The following is a 22,925-nucleotide window of genomic DNA, read 5'->3' as shown; positions in this document are numbered from 1 at the left end:
GGATGGGATTCGTCCTGACAGCGGTCCTCGATGATCAGCCTTGCCTTATATAAGCCATGGGTGAGACCGTTGGCCCGGGGCACGCGCTCGATCCAGCGTGGCGTGAATCCCGCGCGTGACGGACAGGAGAACGAGGTGGCCGAGACGACGCCGACCGGGACGACGGTGGCCGAGGTGATGGCCGAGCTGGCCGGGCTTGAGGACCCGAGGGCCCGCGAGGTGAACGAGAAGCACGGCGACGATCACGGTGTGAACCTCGGCAGGCTGCGCGCGCTCGCCAAGCGGCTGAAGACGCAGCAGGAGCTCGCGCGCCGGCTCTGGGAGACGGGTGACACCGCGGCGAGGCTGCTGGCCCTCCTGATCTGCCGCCCGAAGGCGTTCGGACACGACGAGCTGGACGCCATGCTGCGTGAGGCGCGCACCCCCAAGGTGCACGACTGGCTCGTGAACTACGTGGTGAAGAAGAACCCGCACTCCGAGGAGCTGCGCCTGGCCTGGTCCGCCGATCCGGATCCGGCGGTCGCGGCCGCCGGCTGGGCACTGACCGCCGAACGCGTGTCGAGGAAGCCCGAGGGCCTCGACCTCGCGGGGCTGCTCGACGTCATCGAGGCGGAGATGAAGGGCGCCCCGGATCGCCTGCAGTGGGCGATGAACAACTGCCTGGCTCAGATCGGGATCGAGCACGCCGAGCACCGCGCCCGTGCGATCGGCATCGGTGAGCGCCTGGAGGTGCTCAAGGACTACCCGACCTCCCCGGGCTGCACGTCTCCGTTCGCGCCCGTCTGGATCACCGAGATGGTGCGTCGGCAGAGCGGCAGGGCGTCGTGAGCGGGCCCGCCGACGGCGGATCGCCGACCTGAAAATTTCACGGTCCGGCGAGCCGTTCACGCAGTTCGCCCACCCGCCGGCCCGCGTCGCACTTGACCCCGGCCGAGGACCGAAACACACTCCGCCGGAGTGTCGCCCCTCACGCGACCACGTGAGCGACCCGTGAACCCCGTCACGCTCGCGTGCCGGTCCATCGGCGTGAAGTTAGCGCTAACAAAACTGAGGGCCGACCGGAACCGGACGGGCCACCGACAACGGATCGGCGTCCGCCCCGGAGCCGGTGCCGGCCGGGCCGGCGGGACCGGGAGGACGCGGATCACACCGACAGCCAGGAGAAACCGACAGCCAGGAGAAGACGTGACGCAAGATCAGAATGAGCCCGTGGGCGGCGAGCGGAGACCGCTGAGCCGGAGGACCGTCCTGGCGACGATGGGGGCCCTGCCGGTCCTCACGGCCGCGGCCTCGGTCCTGGGGGCCTCGGAGGCCGCCGCCGCGACAGCGGTCATCGATCCGTCGGTGCGGCGGCAGACGATTCGGGGCTTCGGCGGAATGGCCCACGCGGCCTGGGCCGGCGACCTGACGGCCGCCCAGCGGGACACCGCGTTCGGCGCCGGCGAGGGCCGCCTGGGGTTCTCCATACTGCGGATCCCCGTCGGCGAGAACCAGTCGGACTGGAGCCGTGACCTGGCGACGGCGAAGCGCGCGGTCGAGCTCGGGGCGACGGTCTTCGCGTCACCGTGGAACCCTCCCGCCGGCATGGTCGAGACCTTCACCCGCGGCAGCCAGACCAACGCCAAACGCCTCAGGTACGGCTCGTACGCCGCCTACGCCCAGCACCTCAACGCCTTCAGCACGTACATGCGGAACAACGGGGTGAACCTGTACGGCATATCCGTGCAGAACGAGCCCGACTACGCGCATGACTGGACGTGGTGGACCCCCACGGAGATGGTGCGGTTCCTGCGGGAGAACGCCGGCTCGATCAACACCAGGGTCATCGCGCCCGAGTCCTTCCAGTACCTGAAGAACATGTCGGACCCGATCCTCAACGACTCCGCGGCGCTCGCCAACGTGGACATCATCGGGGCCCACCTCTACGGCACGCCGTACTCGAACTTCCCCTACCCCCTCTTCCAGCAGAAGGGCGCGGGCAAAGAACTCTGGATGACCGAGGTCTACCACCCCAACAGCAGCGACTCGGCGGACCTCTGGCCCCAGGCGCTCGACGTGGCGGAGCACATGCACCGCGCCATGGTGGAGGCCGAGTTCCAGGCGTACGTCTGGTGGTACATCCGGCGCAGCTACGGCCCCATGCGGGAGGACGGCCAGATCAGCAAGCGCGGCGCGATGATGGCGCACTTCGCCAGGTTCGTCCGCCCCGGCTACGTGCGGATCGGGGCGACGGCGAACCCGGCGTCGAACGTCTACGTCTCGGCGTACCGGGGTGGCGACACGATCGTCATCGTCGCCGTCAACAAGGGGACCTCCGCGGTGAGCCAGCAGTTCACCCTGGCGAACACCACCGTGTCCAGCGCCTCGTCCTGGCTGACCGACGCGAGCAGGAACGTCGCCCCCCAGGGGACGATCCCCGTGTCGAACGGTTCCCTCACCGTCACGCTCCCCGCCCGAAGCGTGACGACCTTCGTGACCACCGTGGGCGACGGCCCCTCGCCCACCGCGACGCCCACCGCGACGCCGACCGTGACACCCACCGGCGGCCCCGGCACCGGACCCCGGGTCACCTACACGATGAGCACCTGGAACAACGGTTTCACGGCCGCTATCAGCATCACCAACACCGGAACCTCGGCGATCAACGGCTGGACGCTGGCCTTCACCCTGCCCTCCGGCCAGACCATCACCTCGGGCTGGAACGCCACCTATTCACCCTCCAGCGGCCAGGTGAGCGCCCGCAACGTCGACTACAACGGCACGCTCGCCCCCGGAGCCACCATCGAGATCGGCTTCCAGGCCACCCACACCGGCGACACCGCCGAGCCGACCGCCTTCACCCTCAACGGCGTTCCCTGCGTCGTGGCCTGACCTGCAGTCGTGGCCTGACCGGTGTCGTAGCTTGACCGTTGTCGTGGCCTGACCGGTGGTCGTGACCTGACCGGCGCCGGCCGGCGGAAGGGCGCGACCTCGCCGTGCGCCCTTCCGGCACCTGACAGCCCCGTACGGAGGACCCTCCGTACGGGGCTTCCTTTCGCCGCCGATCGTCTCCCGCGGACGTCCTTTCCCGCCCCTCACCTGCCCTTACGGAGATCTCCGGAACCCGCGGCGTCGTCCGGTACTGGGCCGTACGGCATGTCAAGCGCCGGTCTTTGGCAGAAAACTGCAGCCCCGGGCAGTTTGCTGCACCCGAAACTCCTGTTCCGGCGACCCGGGGTCACGCAGAGTTGTGCATACGCAAGCAGATCGGCACTTCGAGATGAGGATGAGGAAATGGCAACACCTGGCACCGCGTCCGACTCCTTGTCCGTATCCCTGCCGTCGCTGGAGGAGGTCCGGTCCGGCCCCGCGACCTCCCCGCTTCTCCGGACGGGGTTCGCCAGTCCCGGCACGCCGAACTACCGGTTCTGCGTCGACAGCGTGAAGCGCAAGTACCTCGACCGGTACGGCGCCGTCGTCACCCCCGGCCCCGACCTGTTCGTCACCGCGTGGGACGGCGCCCGCGACTCGCCCACCTTCGGCCGCATCCTGGGCGTCGCGGGGCTCACCACCGCCGCCGGGCGCCGGCTGCTGTCGGAGAACTACCTCGACGTCCCGGTCGAGCGGGCCTGCGCCGACCTCGTCCCCGGGACCCACGTCGACCGCCGCCGGGTCGTGGAGATGGGCCCGATCGCGTCGTTCCACCCCGGCGCCGGCCTGTTCCTCATGCGCGCCCTGCCGGGGATCGCCCTCCACCTGGGATACGACTTCCTGCTGTCCACGCTGACCGAGAAGCTCCACGACGTGGCCAGGGTCGCGGGCTGGGAGTTCCACACCCTCACCAACGCCCGCCGCGCCGACCTCGCCGGGACCGGCGGCACCGACTGGGGCACCTACTACTCCGCGAAACCCCGCACGGGCATCCTCCGCTGCGGGCGGGACCTCGCCCCGCGGACCGCCGCCTGACGGCGTTCTCCCGGCCGGACCTTCAACCGGCCTCTCAACGGCACTGAGCCTTTCAACAGCACCGAGATCTGAACGCATAGAAGGAGTCCGCTGATGCGTTGGCTTGACCATGCCCTCGACCGCCTCGGCTCACTGGAGAAAGTGGCCGTGGAGGAGATGAGGTCGTCCGCGCCGCCCCGCCCTTACACCTACGGGACCGTGCTCGGCGCGGCGATCCGCACCGGTGACGCGGTCGCCGCCGCGGCCGAGGGAAGGGACACCGGGACCAGCACGATCGGCCTGCTCACCGGCAACGGCGTGGAGGGGATCGTCGGCGACCTGGCCTGCCTGCTGACCGGCGTGCGGTCGGTGCCCATCCCGATCGCCTTCGGCCGGGACCAGGCCCGCCATCTGCTGTCGCACTCGATCGTCTGCCTGGTGGACGAGCAGGGCCGCAAGCGCCTGGCGGAGTGGGGCGGTGAGGACAGGATCCTCCCCGAGGGGTGCGAGGTCATCACGATCACGGTCGAGGAGGGGTACTCCCCGGAGGAGATCACCGCCAGGGTCCGGGCCGCGGCGACACTGGACGAGTCCGCCATCTGCAAGATCGTCCACACGTCCGGCACGACCTCCACCCCGAAGGGCGTGATGCTCCGCCGCGGCGCGGTGGACGACCTGATCGACTCCGTCACCAGCCGGGTCGGCGTCGAGGCGTGGCAGCGCTACGTCTCCGTCGTGCCGACGAGCCTGCTGGTGGAGCAGGTCTTCGCCGTCTACCTGACCTTCCTCGCCGGCGGCACGGTCGTGTTCCTGCCCGAGGAGGCCAAGCCGCTGGGCACCGCCGGCGGCGACGTCGAGCAGGTCCGCGGGCTGCTCGCCGAGGCCCGGCCCACGGTGTCGCTGGTACCGCCGTCCCTCGTGGAGTCCATCGCGGCCCACGCCAGGACCATCCCGGACGCGACCACCCGTGAGCTGTCGCTGGCGGTGTACGGCCGGGAGGACCCGATGCTGCTGTTCAGCGGCGGCGCCCCGGTGTCCGACGAGGTCCTGCGTGTCATGTGGGACCGCGGCCTGCCGGTGTACGTCGCGTACGGCCTCAGCGAGAACGGCTCCGTCGCCACGCTCAACGGCCCCGGCCTCGTCCGTCTCGGCACGGTCGGCAAGCCCCTGCGCCACTGCGAGGTCAGGCGATCCGACACCGGCGAACTCCTCATCCGCAGCTCGTCCCTGCTCACCGGCTACCTCGGATCGGACGACCCGACCGCGCTCCCGCTGGACGCCGAGGGCTGGCTGCACACCGGCGACATCGCCGACATCGACGACGACGGCTACGTCACCATCACCGGCAGGCTCAAGAACATCATCATCACCTCCAACGGACGCAACGTCAGCCCGGAATGGGTCGAGGCGCAGTACAAGAGCCGGCCCGGCATCGAGGCCGCCGCCGTGTTCGGCGACAACATGGAGCGGCTGATCGCGGTCTTCGTCGTCAGCCGCGGCACCGACCCCGCCACCGCGCTCGCCGACGTGCGCCACGTCAACGCCGAGATCCTCTCGGAGATCGAACAGGTCGGCAGCGCCGCGTTCGTCGAGGCCGACGAGACGTTCTACGCCGAGTTCTTCACCGTCACCGGACGCCCTCGCCGTAAAGAGATCAAGGAAGCACTCACCACCGGCCGATTCGGCCTGACGGAGGTCTGAGAAATGCTGGGCAACTTCACCACCACCGACCACGCCGACGGCAAGGGCCTGGTCGTCACCGCCGCCGACCGCGCCGGACTCGACACCGTCGACCGCGTCGAACTGATGACCGCACTCGCCGAGCACGGCTACGTCCTCCTGCGCGGCTTCGACACCGACCCGGCCACCTTCTCCACGCTCATCCAGAGCATCTCATCGCGGATCACCCTGGACCCGGCGCGCAAGTTCGCCGGCGGCAACGTCGCGCAGAAGATCGAGGCGGGGCTGGTGCCGCAGGGCCTGCACGTGGAGAACGGCGCCACGCCGTGGGTGCCGGACCTGGTGTGGTTCTACTGCGAGACCCCGGCCAAGGTCGGCTCGCAGACCACCATCTGCGACGGGTTGCACGTGTGGGACCGGCTGCCGGCCCGTACCCAGGAGCTGTTCCTGTCCACCCGGATCACCTTCGCCAGGCCGATGCCCGAGGACAAGTGGAAGAACCTCGTCGTCCGCCTGCTCGACGGCGCCAAGACCGCCGACGAGGTCGTCTTCGACGACCTGCTCGCGGTGACCGACGACGGCGTCGACGTCAAGTACCGGCTGCGCCCCGACGGCTCCGTCCACTACAAGTACTTCACCTACGCCGCGCACACCACGCTGTTCGGCACCGACATCGCGTTCACCAACAGCATCCTCACCCCGTCGGTCAACTACGAGCCCCCGGTGATCGAGTTCGAGGACGGCCGTCCGCTGGACGCCATGCTGATGCGCCAGATCATCGAGGCGACCGAGCTGGAGACCGAGGAGATCGACTGGCACGCGGGCGACGTCGCGCTGGTCGACAACAGCAGGCTCATGCACGGCAGGCGCAAGATCCGTGATCCCCTCCGATCCCTCTACAACGCCCAGAGCTACGCCAGGGACGACGTCGTCGCCGCCGTCCGCGAGCGAGCGACCTCCGCCACCCGCAGGGCCGCCTGATGCGGACCCAGTACGACGACATCGGCCGGTCCTACGAGCGGCTCAAGCGGGAGATGCCCCTGGCCAGGGGCCCCGAACGGGCCACGGTCGAGGCGCTGACCGGCGCGGTGGCGGGCGGGTCCGTGCTGGACCTGGCCTGCGGAACCGGCTGGTACAGCAGGATCATCGCCCGCGCCGGCGCGGCCTCGGTGCTCGGGGTGGACATCTCCGAGGAGATGGTCGCCGTCGCCGAGCACACCGAGGCCCGCGAGCCGCTCGGCATCGCCTACAAGGTCCACGACGCCCGGACGCTCGGGGTCGTCGGCCGGTTCGACCTGGTCAACGCGGTGTGGCTGCTGTGCTACGCCCGTGACCGGTCCGACCTCGCCGCCATGGCCCGCACCATCCACGACAACCTCGCCCCCGGAGGCGTGTACACCGGCCTGGAGATGAACCCGAACTTCGACTGGGACGGGCCCCTGGCCACCAAGTACGGCCTGACCCACCGGCCCGACGCGGACTTCCCCGGCGGAAAGGAGCTGACGGTCACCGCGCACGTGGACCCGCCCATCTCGTTCCAGGCCTGCTTCTGGGAGGAGGAACCGGTGGTCACCGCCCTGCGCGACGCGGGGTTCCGCTCGGTGGAGATCGTTCCCCCCGTGCTGCCCGCCGACCACGGCGACGCGTTCTGGGACGACTTCCGTACCAACCCCGCCATCGTCGGCATCCGTGCGGTCAAGTAACGAAAGGAGTCCGTACGGCCAGAGAACGAAAAGCCGCGAGCTCGGCCGGCGAAAGGAGCACGAGACGAGACGAAGATCGAAGCCCAGGTGAGGCGACAATGCCTGACCTGGGCTTCTTCCTGCCGGGAGGGCGGTGGCGCCCAGGAGGTCCGGACCCCTGACATCCCGCCCGCGGGAGAACACGGACCGCCCGCGCCGTCGTTCAGTCACCGCCCTCGTGACGCCGGTCACCACGGCGGTCGCGGCGACGGCGGCGCGGCGGGCGGACGGCCTTGCCGAGGACGTCACGCGCCTCCCATTCCATGCCGCCGGGCAGCTCCCACCCTCGCCGGTAGGCGACCAGCCGCAGCACCGTGCCCGCGACGACCCCCAGGGACGTGCCCACCACCATGGACACGCCGAACGCCGAGCAGACCACCTGCACCGCCGCGACCAGGGCGGCGACCGACGCGTACAGGCCGTTTCCCCCGAACACGGCCGGAACGCGCTGCACCAGCAGGTCGCGCGTGGCGCCGCCGCCGACCGCGGTGATGGTGCCCAGCAGGATCGCCGGGAGCCAGCCGAGCCCGGCGGCCAGCGTCCGCTGCGCCCCCGCGACAGCCCACACGCACAGCGCGATCGCGTCCAGCACGTAGAAGATCCGGTTCCATTCCCGCTCGGTGAACTTCAGCAGGAACGCCACCCCGGCCCCGGCCAGCGCGATCGGGATGTAGAGGGGGTTGGTCAGGGCGAGCGGCGGCCCGTGCTGCAGCAGCACGTCGCGGATCAGCCCGCCGCCCAGGCCGGACACCACCCCGATCACGACGTACCCGAACAGGTCCAGCTCCCGGTGGCGTGCCACCGAACCACCGAGCAGGCTGTTGATGAACACTCCGACCAGGTCCAGCACCGTCGTGACTGTCTCGACCCGCACAGGCAGGAAGCCTAGGGACACCCGCGGGGAACCGGCGGCGGTCCGCTCACGGCTGGCCGAACGTTTGCCTCCATTTGGAGTAATGGGGATTTATATCCGGAAAGCATCCCCTGCGAGGGAGCATGAGGAGGCGGTCGATGTCCGTCGACACGGTGCTGGCCGGGCTTGACGCCATCAGGTCCGGCCTGGAGGCGTACTACCGCGACCTGCACGCCCACCCCGAGCTCGGGCACCAGGAGAAACGCACCTCGGCCCGGGTGGCCGAGCAGCTGCGGGCGTACGGCTATGACGTGCACGACCGGGTCGGCGGCACCGGCGTGGTCGGGGTGCTGGCCAACGGCGACGGGCCGGGCGTGTTGTTCCGCGCCGACATGGACGCCCTTCCGATCAAGGAGCGGACCGGCCTGCCGTACGCGAGCACGGCCACCAGCGGCGACGGTCACCCGATCATGCACGCCTGCGGGCACGACACCCACGTCACCGCCCTGCTGGGTGCGGCCCGGCTGATGTCACGGGCCAAAGATGCCTGGAAGGGCACGCACATCGCGCTGTTCCAGCCGGCGGAGGAGCCCGGTGACGGGGCCCGCGGCATGATCGCCGACGGGCTGGCCGACCGGATCCCGAAACCCGACGTGTGCCTGGCCCAGCATGTGCTGCCCTATCCGGCGGGCCAGGTGCTCACCCGGCCGGGGCCGGCGCTGTCGGCCGCCGACAACTACCGCGTCACCGTGTACGGCCGCTCGGCCCACGGCTCATCCCCCGAGCAGGGCATCGATCCGGTGGTGATGGCCTCGATGCTCGTGGTCCGCCTGCAGACGGTCGTCTCCCGCGAGGTCGGTCCGCTCACCCCGGTAGTGCTCACGGTGGGCAGCGTCCACTCCGGCGCCAATCCCAACAACATCCCGGAGACGGCCGAGATCCAGCTGAACGTGCGCACCTACCGGGAGGATGTGCGGCGGCGCGTCAAGGACGCCATCGTACGTATCGCCCACGCCGAATGCGCCGCCTCGGGGGCTCCCAAGCCCCCCGACATCGACCATTTCGGTACCTTTCCCGCCACGATCAATGACGAGGACACCACCCGGAAGGTCGCGGCGTCCTTCTCCGCCTTCTTCGGCGACCGGGCGGGAGCGCTCGATCTCCAGACGGCCAGCGAGGACTTCAGTGAGATACCGAAGGCGCTCGGCGCGCCGTTCACGTACTGGGGCTTCGGCGGCACGGACCCCGGCCGGTACGCGGGGGCGGCCGCGGAGGGCACGATCGCCACCGACGTCCCCGCCAACCACAACGCCGCCTTCGCCCCGGTCGTCCAGCCCACCCTGGACACCGGCGTGCAGGCGGCGGTGGTCTCGGCGCTGGCCTACCTGGGGGACGGCGCCAGCCGTAAAGGGCCCGCGGACTGATTCAGGGCTGTGGACGAGCGTTCCAGCGTTTCTCACCCACGGCCGCACCACCGGTGTCCAGCTGTCCAGCCGTCCGGCGCGGGGTGAGCGGGGTCTCGGGTTCGACGGTCACCGCGATGGTCCGTTCGGTGCCCGGGAGGTCGGCGAACCATAATTCGCTCAGAGTGCCCAAAACATTGCAAACAAGAATATTTCGCTCTTCAGCGGCCTATGATCACCATCAGCGCCAACGCCGTCCACCTCACCAGGAACCCCGCCGTCAGCGGCGGTCGCCGGAGCCGACGTTGGCGGCGACGAACCGCTCTGCCGTCGGCGCGTGTTCAGGGTCGGTGAGCCATTGCGCGGCAAGCCCGACGAGCAGGGCGAGGTAGTGCGATCCGGCCGCGTGGACCGCTTCCGGATCACTATCCGGCCCCAGGCCGGCGAACGCCCGCGCCAGCGAGACCCTCGCAAGCTTCTGACCGTCGGCGATCATCCCCCGGATCTCGTCGTCCTGTCGTACGGACGCGACAGATTCGAAGTTGACGAACCACAGCGATCGGTTGGCCTGAATCGAGTCGATGATCCGGCCCCACAGGTCTTCCTGATCGCCGGGCCGGGACCGCGTTTCGCCGGCGAGGCCGGGTTCCTCAAGCACCGCGAACAGCAGCTCACCCCACTCCGTGTTGAGATCGCGCAGAGCCCGTGTGAGCAACTGCTCCTTGGACCCGAAGTGGTAGTTGATCGACGCCTGGTTGGCCCCCGACGCCGCGACCAGGTCTCGCACGGTCGTGTGCGCGTACCCCTTGGCCAGCAGGCAGTCACGCGCCGCCAGCAACAGCTTGTCCTTGGCACTCATATGCTCTACCGTATCAAATAAACATTCGTATGAAACGATCGTTTAAAACACTCTTTTAGGGAGGCTCCATGATCCCGTACGCCACTGCCACGTCCATGCCGCCCATACTGCGCATCCGCGCGCTCCGCTGCGAATATCCAGGAGAGGCCGGACCCGTCCATGCCCTGCGCGACGTTGACCTCAGTGTCGCCCGGTCATCCTTCTTGGCGATCATGGGGCCATCAGGGTCCGGCAAGACCACCCTCCTGCACTGCGCCGCCGGGTTGCAGAATCCGACGTCAGGCTCCGTCGAGCTCGACGGGCAAGACCTTCGCGGACTTGATCAGGTACAGCTCGCGCGGTTGCGCCGGCGCCGCATCGGATTCGTCTTCCAGTCGTTCAACCTTCTGCCCGCGCTCTCGGCCATCGACAACGTCGAACTCCCCCTGCGCCTCGACTCCCGGAAGATCGAACCCGCGCGCACAACCGAACTGCTCACCCGCGTGGGGCTCGGCAACCGGGGCAGCCACCGCCCGCATCAGCTGTCAGGCGGCCAGAAGCAACGCGTCGCGGTCGCGCGAGCGTTGATCGCCGGCCCGGACATCGTCTTCGCCGATGAGCCCACAGGCGCCCTCGACATCCGCAGCGCCAGGGAGGTCCTGCGGTTGATGCGTGAACTCGCGGACCACGGTCAAACGATCATCATGGTCACACACGATCCGGTCGCCGCCTCCTATTCCGACGCCGTCCTCTTCCTCGCCGACGGCCGGATCGTCGATCATCTCCCGCGTCCCACCGCGCAGCAGGTCGCCGGCAGAATGGCCGTCCTTGTCGAATCGGCGGAACAGGCCGTCCACGGTACGGCGGTGCACCGGTGATCAGGATCGCCATGCGCTCTTTCGCGCATCACCGCACCGCCGCGATCACCACCGGCCTGGTCACGCTCGTCGGCACCATCCTGGTGACGGGCATGATGTGCCTGCTCGGCACCGGGCTGGCCGAGAGTACGGTCGCCGCCGACCGCGCGTTCCTGGTGCAGTTCCCGCTCATCATGGGCGGCTGGGCGGTCTCGATCGTCCTGTTCGCCATGGTCTCGACGATCAGCGTCGCTCTCACCGGCCGCGCCGGGGAGATCGCAGGCATCCGTCTCATCGGCGCGAGCCCCCGGCAAGTGCAGCAGATGCTCGTCATCGAGACAGCGGCCATCTCAGCCATCACGGCGCTCCCGGGGCTGGCCACCGGCTACCTCGTCGGCTGGATCGTCACACAGAGCATCCGTTCCGTCGGACTCACCGACGCGGCCTCGGTCTTCGCACCCGGCGTGCTCCTCCCGGCCCTCGGCGTGCTCATCGTGCTGGCCGCGAGCGTACTCGCGGCATGGATAGGCAGCCGCTCCCTCGCTCACCGCAGCCCCGTGGCCGATGCGTCTCCGCCCCCACGCCGTCGTACGGGACGGCGTCCGGGACGACGGCGCCGAATCACCGCGGCGATCATAATCGCCGCCGGTCTGGCCTCATCGGCCACGGTACTCGCCATGGACCCGGCCGACGTGCTCACTACCGCGATGACCGGGCCCGGCTGCGTACTTGTCGCCGTCGGCCTGTGCATCCTCGCCCCGGAGCTCGTCGCCACGGCGAACGCCACGCTCAACGCCCTCTGCTCAGCACGCACCACCGCCCCCTCCCATCTGGCCGCGATCAACCTCTCCGCGGCCCCGGACCGGATACGACCGGCCGTGACCTTCCTGACCCTCTTCGTCAGCGTCGCCGCAGGCACGCTCAGCATGCAAGGCATCGAGAACAGCGTCGGCACGGCGAACAGCACAGCTCAGGTCCTCGCCACGATCAACTACTTCGTCGTCGCCCTGATCGCGGCATTCATGGCCATCGCCCTCACCAACAACCTCGTCGCCTCCATCACCCAACGCCGCGCGGAATTCGCGGTCATGTCCCTCATCGGCTCGACCAACGCCCAAACACAGCGGATGCTCATACGCGAGATCGGCGCGGCCACCGCCATCAGCGTCATCGCCGGAAGCGTAGGAGCGTTCGTCACCGTCCTGCCCTTCGCCATCGTCAAAACCGGCAATCCGCTGCAGGCAGCGGCGCCCCTGCCCTACGCGGTCACCATCGTGATCGGGGTCGGCGTCACCTTCGGCGTCACATCTCTCGTCGGGAGGCGCACCATCCGCACGGCGTGAGGCCGTGGCAAGCAAGGGCGGCGGCGACTGTATCGACCGGACAGGGGGCCGGCGATGAGCTGCCCGAAGCCGGCGCTCCCCCTCGGGGTCCATCGGCGTCACTGCTGACGACGCGGCGGTGCTGGCGTGGAAACCGGGCGGCGGCTCACCCCGGCCCATCCGGCACGCGTCCGGCTTCCTCACACCGAGCCCCGATCGGGGAGGTCACGCATCCTCCGGCAGTGGTTCACCGGTCTCCAGCAGTGACTTCAGGCTCGCCACCACGTTCGGCCAGCCGTGGCCGACCATCTCGGCCAGGATCGATCCCGGCTCGAAGCCGTCGTGCACGACGGTGAGCTTCACGACCTGCGCGGCCTCCTCAAGTGTGAAGGTGACCTTCGAGCGGGCCTCGCCGGACAGCCGGGCGAGCGCCTCCTCGTCCCAGCCGAAGCGCTTGGCGAGCTCCGGGGTGATGGCGTGCCAGGTGTAGGAGAGCCTGCTGTAGGGCTCGGCCTCCAGCACGACCTGCTCCGGGTCGCTGATCACCACTCCGTGGTTGTCCCAGGTCATCGGCGAGCCGACGGACCAGTCCGTGATGAACTCCGTGGCCCAGTAGCGGCGGGTGAATGCGGGCTCGGTCAGCGCCTGCCAGAGCTTCTGCGGGGTGGTGCGGATGTAGGTGGTGTAGACGAAGGTCGGAGCGTTCATTGGGGGGGCCTCCTCCAGGGCGAGTTTCAGATCCGCCAGGGCTTGGACCCTGGCCCGGTCATAGCGGCTGATCCACCGGTGGGCGATCTCGTGCACGGGCGCGGCGTTGAGGTAGTGCAGCTTCTCCCGGCCCCGCCGCACGGTGGTGACGAGCCCGGCCTCCTCCAGCACCGCGAGATGCTTGCTGACGGACTGCCTGGCCATGTCGAGTCCGGCGCACAGCTCGCGCAGCGTCTGCCCGTTGCGGACGTTGAGCGAGTCGAGCAGCGCGCGCCGACTCGGATCGGCCAGCGCCTTGAACACCTCGTCCATGGCCGCCCTCGTATCCCGGTTGCCATCCGTCAATATGCAGCCTTTCGGCTGCCTTTAATTTAGGCAGCCGAATGGCTGCATGTCAAGGCATGAGGCCACGACAGGCGGAAACGAGAGTCGATCACCTTCGGTACGGCCTCGACGCCCGTACGGTCCCGGCCCCGATTCCGGGACCGGCTCCTCGAACCGGACGGGGAGACTCGCAAGGACGCCCGCCGGCCTTGCTTGGCATACGGAGATGCAGCTCAGGGCGCTGATCGCATTCCCTGCGACTCCCTCTGCCCCTCGTCGCTCCCACCTCATCGAGCACGCGACGCGCACGGGTGCCCACAGATCAGCAGAGGCGCTCTGGACCGAACTCGGCGGCTCGGCCACGATGAGGGCATGACCGGAAGCGGATCAGCGCAGCCGCCGGCAGCGGGCGGAAGAGCAGGCTCGCGTCTGAACTGGACGGCGGTGAGCGCTCTGGCGGGCACGATCGCCGCCGTGGTCGCGCTGGTCGCCTACCTGATGCCGGCCCCGCCTTCGCAGCCCCAGCCCGGCCCGGCGCTTCCCACCCCGGCCCCGCCTTCGCAGCCCCAGCCCAGTCAGGTGGTTCCCACCCCGGCCCCGCATTCATCGTCACCGGATCCGGCCACCACCCGGCATGCACCGCCGACCTCGAGTCCATCGCCTGAGTCCGGCACGCTCCGACCGCCAAGCCCCACGCGAGCGGTCCCGGTCTCCACCCCACTGCTGCCGGCGGCCCGGCCCGACGGCTGCGACGAGGCGGCGGCGGCGCTGACCGCATACAGCCGGAACGCCGGGACCGTCCGCAGCAGCCAGGCGGCCGCGGCTCAGCAGACGTACCGCGATCTGATGGGCACAGCCCTCCACGCGCAAGGAGTGGTGGGGACGAAGATCAGTCGGCTGGCCGCTGAATTCCAGGAACTGAACTTCCGCCTGACCGGCATGACCGGTGGCGACCCCAACCAGGTGATCGCGGATATCAATACAGACGTCGCGGAGCTCAACAGGCTGTGCGGATCCGGCTGACCTGACGACACGTCTCAGCCCGGACCGGCGCACGACGGCTGCGGAGCAGCGGGGCCGCCGGGGCCGCGCTGGAGCGCCGTTCCCGCGTGCTCATCGCCTCCGCCAGACGAACCCGGCTCGATCCGGCAGGGTGATCGGCCCAGACGTTCCGGCCGTTGGTCCACAGTTCGGAGGCGTGGTAGCCGAACCGGTCGAACAAGCCGTCGTCCTGGTAGCGGCGCAGGCACGGCATCGGCGAATCATGCCCGACCAGCTTGGCCAGGTGCGGCGACATCACCTACCTGCCCACCGACGAGGGCCGGCTGTATCTGGCCACGGTCATCGACATCGCCTCACGTCGCGTGGTGGGCTGGGCCACCGCCGATCACCTGCGCACCGAGCTGGTCGCCGACGCCCTGCAAGCGGCCTGCCGGCGACGTCGCCCCGCCCAGGAAGTGATCTTCCACTCGGACCGCGGCTGTCAGTACACCAGCGGGGCGTTCGCCGATCTGGCCGAGCGGCTCGGGGTGCGGCTGCCGGTCGGCCGGACCGGTCAATGCTGGGACAACGCCCTGGCCGAGTCGTTCTTCGCCACGCTGAAGGGCGAACTGCTCAGTGATCGGGCCTGGCCCAGCCGGGCCGCCGCCCGCAGTGCGATCTTCGAGTTCATCGAGGGCTGGTACAACCTGCACCGGCTGCACAGCAGTCTGGGTTACGTTAGCCCTGCCGCCTACGAGGCCGCTGTCGCGGCCTGACCACCACACCAAAGGTGTCCGTCAAAGCGGAGCAAGCTCACTCGGGATCAGGGCAGCGAGGCAGGCAGCCCGAAGGCCGGGAAGTGGTCGGGACCAAGGAACGAGACGATCCGGCAGATGCGCGCGTCGCGGAGCGCGAGCACGGTGATCGACCAGGCGGCGTGCGATCCGATGGCGTCGCCGCCGATGTAGAACGCCACGGCGGGCTGGCCGTTGGCGCTGGTCCGAAGAGACCGCCAGCTCGGGCATCTGGTCATGGGGACCTGCACGGCGAAGTCCGTGACGGCCGCCAGCCCCCGGTACCAGGTCGCCAGAGGCGGCATGGACCAGGTGACGTCCTCGGTCAGCAGCGGCACCAGGGCGTCGATGTCGCCGCGTTCCAGCGCCGCCGCGAACGCGGCCACGAGCCGCTGGACCTTGGCATCGCCGATTTTTCGCAGCGCCCGCTGCTGACTCGGGGAGGGGATCTTTTCTGCCACGAGCCTGCGGGCCCGCGCCAGAGCGGAGTTCACCGACGTGGTCGAGGTGCCCATCATGGAGGCGATCTCGGCGGCGGAGAACCCGAGAACGTCGAACAGCAGCAGCGCGGCCCGCTGGTTGCCCGGCAGGTGCTGCAGGGCGGCGACGAAGGCGAGCTCGACGGACTCGCGCCGCTCGTAACGTGCCTCAGGGGCGGCCCGGCCGTCGGCGAGGCCCTGGTCGGGGTAGGGGCCCAGCCAGGCGACCTCGGTCAGCGGGGCGGCGTCGAGCACGGCGCGTTCGCTGGATGGGCCGAGGTCGACGGGCAACGCCCGCTTGCCGCGGGAGTCGGCCAGGTCCAGGCAGGTACGGGTGGCCACCGTGTAGAGCCACGAACGCAACGAGCCGCGTCCCTCGAAGCTCGCGAGCCCCCGCCACGCGCGCAGCAGGGCATCCTGCAGGGCATCGTCGGCGTCGTGACTCGATCCCAGCATCCGGTAGCAATGACCGTGCAACTCCTGGCGTAGCGGTCCCACCAGGCGGGCGAAAGCGGCATCATCCCCCAAGCGGGCCTGGGCCAGGTCAGCGTCCTGAACGCGCCGCACCGCAGGATCCGTCTGGATCTCGAACGAATTTTCCCCCATGAGCGACGATTCTGCCCTACTGCGGCAGTCTTACCAGGCGAGGGCGCATACCGGCCCCATGTGAAGGAGGACTGCCATGACTTCTACCGGATCCCATCCCACGCCCGGATGGTTCGACATCTCCACCCCCGACGCCTCGCGAGCACGACGCTTCTATCAGGAGCTGTTCGGCTGGACGGTGAACACCATCGACGAGACCTACGCACTCATCGATGGTGACGGCGACCGTCCGGCAGGCGGGATCGGTCAGGCCGGTCCCGGCAGCCCGTACACCGGGATCGTGGTCTATTTCACGGTCGACGACGTCGAGGCCGCACTGGCGAGTGCGGAAAGCCTGGGCGGCAGCCGCGTCATGGAACCGGCAGCGACACCCCTGGGACGGATCGCGGTGTTCGCCGACCCCGACGGCAACCATGTCGGTCTGGTGAGCCACTGACGATGACCGACTCCGCACCCGAGCCGACGGCACTCCGCAAGGCCGATATGTGGTCCCTGGTCCACACCGAGCGGGCGGCCCTGGCGGCCGACCTCGCGGACCTGACCGGCGAGCAGTGGACCACACCGTCCCTGTGCACCGGACTGACGGTGCGCGAGGTGCTGGCGCACATCACCTCAGGGGCGAGCCTCACACCGGTACGGTGGATGACCGGTGTCATCCGCTGCCGCTTCGACTTCGACAAACAGGTGGCCATGCGACTGGCCGAGCAACTGGGCGCGACCCCGGTCGAGACGCTCGCCGGGTTCCGCCGCATCGTGACCAGCACGACCAAGCCGCCCCTGCCCGTCATGGCGATGCTGGGCGAGACAGTCGTGCACGGAGAGGACATCCGGCGACCGCTGGGTGTCCGGCGCGACTACCCGATCGGGATGCTCACCCGGGTAGCCGACTACTACCGGCGCTCCGACCTGGTCGTCCTCGCCAAGGGCCGAATCCGCGACCTGCGCCTCGTCGCCACCGACGGTCCCTTCACGACCGGCTCCGGCGCGCTCGTGACCGGCCCCACACTGGCGCTGATCATGGCGATGACCGGACGCACCGGCTACTGGAACGAGCTCGAAGGCGACGGCGTGGCGACCCTGCGCGCCCGCGGCGAGGTCACATGACCCCTCACCCCAGGCCCTCGGCCCCTCCGGCTCCGAGCGGTTCGGACCGTACGTCCACACATTGAGCGTGTGACGGCCGCGCGCGTGACGCTTTCCGGCGCGAGGCCGTCACGCTGTCGCCTGCGACCACCGCATGATCTTCGTTTGTCAGCACAGCAGTCGATGATCGCGGTGGTCGCATACGGTCTTCGTCTGACCACCACGATGCCTTGTGGAGGAGGATGCCCATGCGTTGGCTGGACGTGCGCCGGCACAGCCTGACCAAGAAGGGCGCGATGCGTGGCCGAGGGTCCCACCTGTCGGCTGACGGCATCGCCCTGGCCCGTTTCATCGGTTCCGGAGTCGGCCCCTACGAGCGCGTCGTCACCAGTTCGTCCCCTCGGGCGGTTGAGACCGCCGTGGCGATGGGTTTCGCCGTCGACGACACAATGGAGATGCCGTCAGGCTACGTATCCGAAGAGATCCCTCGGCATGCTCAGTGGGACTGGATCGAGCCATACCGGCAGATCGCGGACATCATCCGAAAGGGCCGTACCGCGGCGGCCGTGGCCGAGACCCACCGCGCGATCTGGGCGGAAACGGTGGACGGTGTCGCGGAGGGCGGGTCGGCGCTGCTGGTCGGACACGGAGGGGCGATCGAACTGGCGTTGGTGGCGTGTTTGCCGGATGCTCCGCACGACACGTGGGGAACGCCATTCGCACACTGCGATGGCGTACGTCTCGGCTTCACCGACGGTCACTTTGTCAGCGTCGAGTTCCACCGGGTACGGCAGAGCCCTCCCCGGCCGAACTGAAGATCACTGAGTACGGCTGGAGCAGTGGACGCTGAATGGCTGATCGGGCATGCTTGCCATCCTGGTCCGGGAAACCGATAAAGGACTCGGGATGAAAGACGGCCTCGTCGTACTCGTGAGCTGGGTGCTTTCCGCGGCGCTGTTATTCGTCATCGTCTACTGGGCGGTGCGGTTGGCGATTCGGCACGAGCGTCGAAGAGAACCGACGTTACATGAGCGCGTGACGGCCGAGCGTGCCGCCCAACGGCGGGAGTGGGCGGAACGCGAGGCTCGAAGACGGGACGCGGAACTCGACGAGTCATAGCGGCGGCTCGAATTCGCGCACCGCGTGCAGGACCGGCCTCAAGCCGCTCACGCGACGCTTCCCCTGATCCTGATGGCCTCACCCGCGAGGCACTCGGAAAGTGCTCAGGCACTCGACGGGCACGCCGGCAACGACGTCCGGTGGCCCAGGGCCGATGAAGCCCTGGACCGGCGATCGCCTCCAGTCATCGATGATGGCCGGCCACGTAGGGGCGATCGTAAGTGCCGTACCGATTGCGGAGTCCGCACTCTTCACCGATGGCCATACCGCTCTCCCACGTCGCGCATCAAGGGTGACCTGACGTTTCGTGCTCCCGGCTCAGCGACGACGGGATGCGACAGGGCGTGGCGTCATCCGAGGCACTCGTTTCTGCCGTTCCTCTTCGGGGCGGGGCAGTCGGCGGGGAGAGTGGGAGGGGTGTCCGTCCAGGTGGCCTTCTGGTAGACGAGCGCGTGGTAGATCGACCCCCTGGGCAGACCGGCGATCCCGTCGGCACCGGGTGGATCCTGCGACGCCTGCTCAACCACGACCTGTTGGAGCGCCAGCAGGCTGCCGCTGGACTCGTCCACGATGAGCTGTGTCTCGCTCCACCCATCCCCCATCGCCCGTCGCCAGCCCACACCGATCCCCAGACGTCCCTCGGCGTCCCGAACCTGACCCAAGGCACGAGTGCCGGGCAGGCTCGCCACCATCCGGTAAAGGGCGGCGCGGGTCCCAGCCGAGATCGGGGAGTGCTGGAGGAGTTTCAGCGACAGATCCAGGAGCCAGGCCTCCTTGGTGGGCAACGACGTCCCCGAGGACGGTGAGGGCCAGGCGGCCATGGTCTTCTCATAAGCGGGCCAGAACGACAGCAGTCGCTTCTCCAGCACGTCGGGGTCTTGAGGCAGATCGAGCAGTTCGCTCGCCGGAAGAGTGAGACCCTGGTCGCGGATCGGCCACGTACCGGGCATGAACATGAATCTGGTGCGTCCGAGCGGCGCCGTGTCGTTTCCGCAGTCGGAGTCGTTGCCGCAGAGCTTAGGCGCGCCTGCCCGCCGCCATGCCTGCTCGTCCGCCGCCGAGGCCCGTACCGTGGGCAGGCCACTCTCGGTGAGCACCGTGTACTCCGAGCCAAGCGGCACCCAGCTGCTCGTCTGAGCTCGAGTTCTGATCCGATAGCGGTTATCCGGTGAGCCGATGATCTCTTCCCCGAGGATCATGCCTGAGGTGTGCCAGTAGCGTCCGGGCGCCTGTCGTTGACCGGCTGCCCGATCCGCCGCCGCGTCCAGGACGTTTGCGGAGGAGGGGCCGACCACCTGACCGGTGACGGCGCCTTGGCCCATCAGCCGGGGTACCGTCAGGAGGGCGATCACGGACACCGTCGCCAGAGAGGCCGCGACCGCTCCGAGCCATCCGGAGTGCCGCCTTCTGATCGGCCTGCCCAGCTCCATGACCTGTGCGCGAGGTGTCCCCGGTGGGTCGAGGTCTGCGGGGCGAGCCGCCGCAAGGACGTCCAGAACGTCTTTCCGCTTCACTGCTCCTCCTCTGATACCAGCGCGCGCCGGCGGCGCACCGCCGTCACGTCGCCCATGGCCGCCTTCAGACGCCGCCTGGCGCGATGCAGCCGTACGAAGAAGGCCGACCGGGTGCTCCCGACGACCTTGGCCGCCTCCACGGAGGTCAGCCCGTGCCACGAGACCAGCATCAGCACCTCTTTGTCCTCGTCGCTCAACGTGGCCAGCGCCCTCAACACCGCCGCGCGTTCCGTGACCTCTTCGGCCACATCGGGCCCGATCTCGTCGGCCCACGCGTGTAGCGCGTCGTCCAGCGCCGCCCGCCGGAGCTCCTCCCGGTGAACGTCGCGGATCACGTTGCGCGCGACGCCCAGCAGCCACGGCAGCGCGTTCTTGGCCGGAATGTCGTCATGCCGACGCCAGGCGACCACGAACGTCTCGCTGACCACCTCCTCAGCCAGTCGGCGGCCACAGCGGCTCACCGCGTACGCGTACACGCGGGGATGGCACGCATCGAACAACGCGGCGAACTCCTCTTGTTTCAGCACCCAGGCTCCTTAACCGACACTCATGAGGTAGTGGTCGAGAGCAGCCCGGTCTTACCGGCTTTCCACAAGATTCCTGCCGCACCCTTGCGTCGGGACCGTGCAGGGTCTCCGGTGAACGAGGCCGGCGGTGAACTCTGATGGTGGCGCGCAGGCATCCCCGCACGTCGAAATGCCCTGGCCCGGGCTCGGGCTCAAGCAGGCCCGATCCCGGTGCGGGGCGGCCCGAGCGGCCGCGTCCATCTCCCGCAGGCGCCTGGCCGGCATGTCTCCCTACCCGCCCGGGCAGTCGGGCTACGACAAACGGCCCAAGACGCCGAATGGCCCGGCGGACCGTGGCTTGCCGCCCCGCCCAAGCACCACCTTCACCAGCCGTTCGAACCGCCTCATCCGCAGCCCGGTGAAGGTCTCCACCCGCAAAGGACCAGCTCGCAACGGCCTACCCATACAGGAGAAATGCCCGTGCCACTCTCCTCCGCAGTGCCCTTCAGACTTGCCGTTCGTGCTCGGACAGACACGAACCGGTCCACAGTGGATCGCTGCCGTCGTCGGCGAGTTGCTCTTCGTAAAGCGCCACCTTGCGGGATACCAGGGCCAGGCAGCGCTGCAGTTCCTCAATCTGCGCGGTCACGCGCTCCTGGTGGCTCCGCAGAAGAGCGAGCCGTGCTTGCACGGTCACCTTTCCCTCCCGGACCAGCGCCGCGTACTCGCGGATCGCCGGGAGGGGCATTCCTGAGGCACGAAGTCTGGTGCACAGGTAGAGCCACTCCAGATCACTCTCGCCGTAGACCCGGTGGCCGCCGACACGGCGCACCGGATTGGCGAACAGTCCCTCCTTCTCATAGAAGCGCAGGGTGTGCACGCTGAGGCCGGTGCGCTCGGCTACCTGGCCGATGCTGAGGGAAGCGGAAGTGCGCGGCATGTCCTGACCCTACGGGCTTGCCCTAGAGCCGGCTCTAGGTCCTAGTGTCCGGGCGCATGACTGATCCCCTTGTAATACTGATCACCGGCGGTTCCAGCGGCATCGGGGCGGCGGCAGCCCGGATGCTGCTGGACCGCGGTCACCGGGTCGCCATCACCGGACGAGACCGCGCCCGGCTCGACCGGTTCACCGAAAGCCGTGGAAGGCCGGAAGCGCTGCTGAGCCTGACCGCGGACGCCGCCGACCACCATGCGATGCGATCGACGGTGGAGGCCACGCTGAAGCGGTTCGGGCGGTTGGACGCGGTCGTGGCCAACGCGGGCTCCGCGACTCCTGACAGTGTCATCGACGGCGACCCCACCCGATGGCGGGAGATGGTGCTGACCAACGTCCTCGGACCGGCCCTGCTCATCCGCTCCTCGGTGGAGGCGCTACGGGCGACGCGTGGCCGGATCATCCTGGTGGGCAGCGTCGCGGGCTTCATCCACACCCCTGGCAACCTCTACGGCGCGACCAAATGGGCGATGACCGGCCTTGCCGAGAACACCCGCCGCGCAGTGACCGGGCATGGCGTGGGGGTGACACTGATCGCGCCGGGACGTGTGGACACCGGCTTCTGGGAAAGCCTGGGCGGCCCTCCCGAGGGACAGCTGCTGACCGCCGAGCAGGTCGCCGAATCCATCGTGTGGGCGGTCTGCCAACCGTCCGGTGTGGACGTCAACACAGTGGTGATCCGCCCGATCGGTCAACCCGTCTGACCAGACGACCACCCACAGCACCGCGATCAGCGGGTGACTGTGATCGCTTTTGCAACAGACCTGAGAGTCTGCGCAGACAGGCGCGGTGGCCCGAGCGGCAGAGCGGGCACAGGTCTTGGCGATCATGGAGATGCGACGTTCTGTGATCACTGGGGATACCTGTGCCCGCGCTGCCGTCATGGCTGACCGAACCGCTCTGGCACCAGTTCAGCGGATCGCCGACGCGCTGAGCGCCCGTGTGGAGGCCGAGCAACGCGAGGCGAAGAAGCAGGAAAGGCACCAGGACGACGATGACGACGGAAACGCGGGTGCGCTGACCCCGGTGGGTTAATGGCCCGCTAATGGCCCGGACGCCTCACACCGAGATCGGGTGTGGGGCGTTTTGGTGGTGGGGTGTTCACGAATGGGTTTGGCCAGCGGCTGAGACTGGGTACGGAAGATCGCTTCCCGCGAGAGCGTTGATCGTTTCCCACCGTTACCCCACGAGGCCTGCG

24 protein-coding genes are annotated in these 22,925 nt (G+C 69.0%); 16 read left to right on the top strand and 8 right to left on the bottom strand.

Annotation, left to right across the window (positions count from 1 at the left end):
• Positions 1 to 177: 177 nt before the first annotated feature.
• The 6 genes from IEZ10_RS31295 (at position 178) to IEZ10_RS31270 (ending at position 7,307) form a co-directional block, all read left to right on the top strand.
• On the top strand, positions 178 to 828 hold the full coding sequence (locus tag IEZ10_RS31295; RefSeq protein WP_229811850.1) for a DNA alkylation repair protein: 651 nt from the start codon (positions 178 to 180) through the stop codon (positions 826 to 828).
• Positions 829 to 1,185: 357 nt separating this feature from the next.
• The gene (gene xynC, locus IEZ10_RS31290) at positions 1,186 to 2,871 is read left to right on the top strand and encodes a glucuronoarabinoxylan endo-1,4-beta-xylanase XynC (protein WP_308426324.1); all 1,686 of its coding nucleotides are present in this window, start codon (positions 1,186 to 1,188) and stop codon (positions 2,869 to 2,871) included.
• A 402-nt stretch (positions 2,872 to 3,273) separates the two neighbouring features.
• Positions 3,274 to 3,945, top strand: a complete 672-nt coding sequence (locus IEZ10_RS31285; RefSeq protein ID WP_189250121.1) for a thermostable hemolysin — start codon at positions 3,274 to 3,276, stop codon at positions 3,943 to 3,945.
• A 93-nt stretch (positions 3,946 to 4,038) separates the two neighbouring features.
• On the top strand, positions 4,039 to 5,625 hold the full coding sequence (locus IEZ10_RS31280; protein ID WP_189250120.1) for an AMP-binding protein: 1,587 nt from the start codon (positions 4,039 to 4,041) through the stop codon (positions 5,623 to 5,625).
• A gap of 3 nt (positions 5,626 to 5,628) precedes the next feature.
• Entirely contained in the window at positions 5,629 to 6,585 is a 957-nt protein-coding gene (locus IEZ10_RS31275) for a TauD/TfdA family dioxygenase (RefSeq protein WP_189250119.1), read from the top strand.
• Positions 6,585 to 7,307 (top strand): class I SAM-dependent methyltransferase, encoded by a 723-nt coding sequence (locus tag IEZ10_RS31270; RefSeq protein ID WP_189250118.1) that lies wholly within the window; start codon positions 6,585 to 6,587, stop codon positions 7,305 to 7,307. Before IEZ10_RS31275 ends, IEZ10_RS31270 begins: the two co-directional genes overlap by 1 nt.
• A 202-nt stretch (positions 7,308 to 7,509) precedes the next feature.
• Here the strand turns inward: IEZ10_RS31270 and IEZ10_RS31265 are convergent, their stop codons facing one another.
• Positions 7,510 to 8,220 carry a trimeric intracellular cation channel family protein gene (locus IEZ10_RS31265; protein ID WP_229811834.1) on the bottom strand — a complete coding sequence of 237 codons (711 nt, stop codon included), beginning with the start codon at positions 8,218 to 8,220 and terminating at the stop codon, positions 7,510 to 7,512.
• Positions 8,221 to 8,357: 137 nt separating this feature from the next.
• Here IEZ10_RS31265 and IEZ10_RS31260 point away from each other — a divergent pair, with 137 nt between their 5' ends.
• A complete protein-coding gene (locus IEZ10_RS31260; RefSeq protein WP_189250116.1) occupies positions 8,358 to 9,623 on the top strand; it encodes an amidohydrolase in 1,266 nt (421 codons plus the stop codon).
• 259 nt (positions 9,624 to 9,882) lie between these two features.
• Here IEZ10_RS31260 and IEZ10_RS31255 read toward each other — a convergent pair whose 3' ends face one another.
• On the bottom strand, positions 9,883 to 10,461 hold the full coding sequence (locus IEZ10_RS31255) for a TetR/AcrR family transcriptional regulator (protein WP_189250115.1): 579 nt from the start codon (positions 10,459 to 10,461) through the stop codon (positions 9,883 to 9,885).
• A gap of 68 nt (positions 10,462 to 10,529) precedes the next feature.
• Here IEZ10_RS31255 and IEZ10_RS31250 point away from each other — a divergent pair, with 68 nt between their 5' ends.
• Positions 10,530 to 11,318: an ABC transporter ATP-binding protein gene (locus tag IEZ10_RS31250; RefSeq protein ID WP_189250114.1), complete on the top strand. Its 789-nt coding sequence runs from the start codon at positions 10,530 to 10,532 to the stop codon at positions 11,316 to 11,318.
• Positions 11,319 to 11,329: 11 nt separating this feature from the next.
• Complete coding sequence (locus tag IEZ10_RS31245; protein ID WP_229811833.1) at positions 11,330 to 12,640, top strand: FtsX-like permease family protein; 1,311 nt, start codon at positions 11,330 to 11,332, stop codon at positions 12,638 to 12,640.
• Positions 12,641 to 12,844: 204 nt separating this feature from the next.
• Here IEZ10_RS31245 and IEZ10_RS31240 read toward each other — a convergent pair whose 3' ends face one another.
• Positions 12,845 to 13,639 carry an ArsR/SmtB family transcription factor gene (locus IEZ10_RS31240; protein ID WP_189250112.1) on the bottom strand — a complete coding sequence of 265 codons (795 nt, stop codon included), beginning with the start codon at positions 13,637 to 13,639 and terminating at the stop codon, positions 12,845 to 12,847.
• A gap of 456 nt (positions 13,640 to 14,095) precedes the next feature.
• On the opposite strand from IEZ10_RS31240, the gene IEZ10_RS31235 reads away from it, so the two are divergent.
• Positions 14,096 to 14,674, top strand: coding sequence for a hypothetical protein (locus IEZ10_RS31235; protein WP_189250111.1), 579 nt, complete (start codon positions 14,096 to 14,098; stop codon positions 14,672 to 14,674).
• Here IEZ10_RS31235 and IEZ10_RS31230 read toward each other — a convergent pair.
• Complete coding sequence (locus IEZ10_RS31230; protein WP_189250207.1) at positions 14,649 to 14,948, bottom strand: hypothetical protein; 300 nt, start codon at positions 14,946 to 14,948, stop codon at positions 14,649 to 14,651. The two genes, IEZ10_RS31235 and IEZ10_RS31230, sit on opposite strands and share 26 nt — an antisense overlap.
• Between IEZ10_RS31230 and IEZ10_RS31225 the strand changes: the two genes are divergently transcribed.
• Positions 14,929 to 15,408, top strand: a complete 480-nt coding sequence (locus IEZ10_RS31225) for an IS3 family transposase (RefSeq protein WP_189250110.1) — start codon at positions 14,929 to 14,931, stop codon at positions 15,406 to 15,408. The genes IEZ10_RS31230 and IEZ10_RS31225 overlap by 20 nt on opposite strands.
• A gap of 47 nt (positions 15,409 to 15,455) precedes the next feature.
• Here IEZ10_RS31225 and IEZ10_RS31220 read toward each other — a convergent pair whose 3' ends face one another.
• A complete protein-coding gene (locus tag IEZ10_RS31220) occupies positions 15,456 to 16,511 on the bottom strand; it encodes a sigma-70 family RNA polymerase sigma factor (protein ID WP_189250109.1) in 1,056 nt (351 codons plus the stop codon).
• A 76-nt stretch (positions 16,512 to 16,587) separates the two neighbouring features.
• Here IEZ10_RS31220 and IEZ10_RS31215 point away from each other — a divergent pair, with 76 nt between their 5' ends.
• From IEZ10_RS31215 to IEZ10_RS31200, 4 genes are all read left to right on the top strand, one after another.
• Positions 16,588 to 16,947, top strand: coding sequence for a VOC family protein (locus IEZ10_RS31215; RefSeq protein WP_189250108.1), 360 nt, complete (start codon positions 16,588 to 16,590; stop codon positions 16,945 to 16,947).
• 2 nt (positions 16,948 to 16,949) lie between these two features.
• Positions 16,950 to 17,615: a maleylpyruvate isomerase family mycothiol-dependent enzyme gene (locus tag IEZ10_RS31210; protein WP_189250107.1), complete on the top strand. Its 666-nt coding sequence runs from the start codon at positions 16,950 to 16,952 to the stop codon at positions 17,613 to 17,615.
• Between the two features lie 227 nt (positions 17,616 to 17,842).
• The gene (locus IEZ10_RS31205; RefSeq protein WP_189250106.1) at positions 17,843 to 18,409 is read left to right on the top strand and encodes a histidine phosphatase family protein; all 567 of its coding nucleotides are present in this window, start codon (positions 17,843 to 17,845) and stop codon (positions 18,407 to 18,409) included.
• 49 nt (positions 18,410 to 18,458) lie between these two features.
• On the top strand, positions 18,459 to 18,713 hold the full coding sequence (locus tag IEZ10_RS31200; protein WP_189250105.1) for a hypothetical protein: 255 nt from the start codon (positions 18,459 to 18,461) through the stop codon (positions 18,711 to 18,713).
• A 350-nt stretch (positions 18,714 to 19,063) separates the two neighbouring features.
• Here the strand turns inward: IEZ10_RS31200 and IEZ10_RS31195 are convergent, their stop codons facing one another.
• The 3 genes from IEZ10_RS31195 to IEZ10_RS31185 form a co-directional block, all read right to left on the bottom strand.
• A complete protein-coding gene (locus tag IEZ10_RS31195; RefSeq protein WP_229811848.1) occupies positions 19,064 to 20,143 on the bottom strand; it encodes a CU044_5270 family protein in 1,080 nt (359 codons plus the stop codon).
• A gap of 80 nt (positions 20,144 to 20,223) precedes the next feature.
• Positions 20,224 to 20,754, bottom strand: coding sequence for an RNA polymerase sigma factor (locus tag IEZ10_RS31190; RefSeq protein WP_229811832.1), 531 nt, complete (start codon positions 20,752 to 20,754; stop codon positions 20,224 to 20,226).
• 484 nt (positions 20,755 to 21,238) lie between these two features.
• Complete coding sequence (locus IEZ10_RS31185; protein WP_189250103.1) at positions 21,239 to 21,673, bottom strand: MerR family transcriptional regulator; 435 nt, start codon at positions 21,671 to 21,673, stop codon at positions 21,239 to 21,241.
• Between the two features lie 56 nt (positions 21,674 to 21,729).
• On the opposite strand from IEZ10_RS31185, the gene IEZ10_RS31180 reads away from it, so the two are divergent.
• Entirely contained in the window at positions 21,730 to 22,431 is a 702-nt protein-coding gene (locus tag IEZ10_RS31180; RefSeq protein ID WP_189250193.1) for an SDR family oxidoreductase, read from the top strand.
• Positions 22,432 to 22,925: the final 494 nt, after the last annotated feature.

It is taken from the genome of Streptosporangium pseudovulgare (genome assembly GCF_014648055.1).
Classification (GTDB): domain Bacteria; phylum Actinomycetota; class Actinomycetes; order Streptosporangiales; family Streptosporangiaceae; genus Streptosporangium; species Streptosporangium pseudovulgare.
This window is presented reverse-complemented; position numbering and strand designations above follow the sequence as displayed.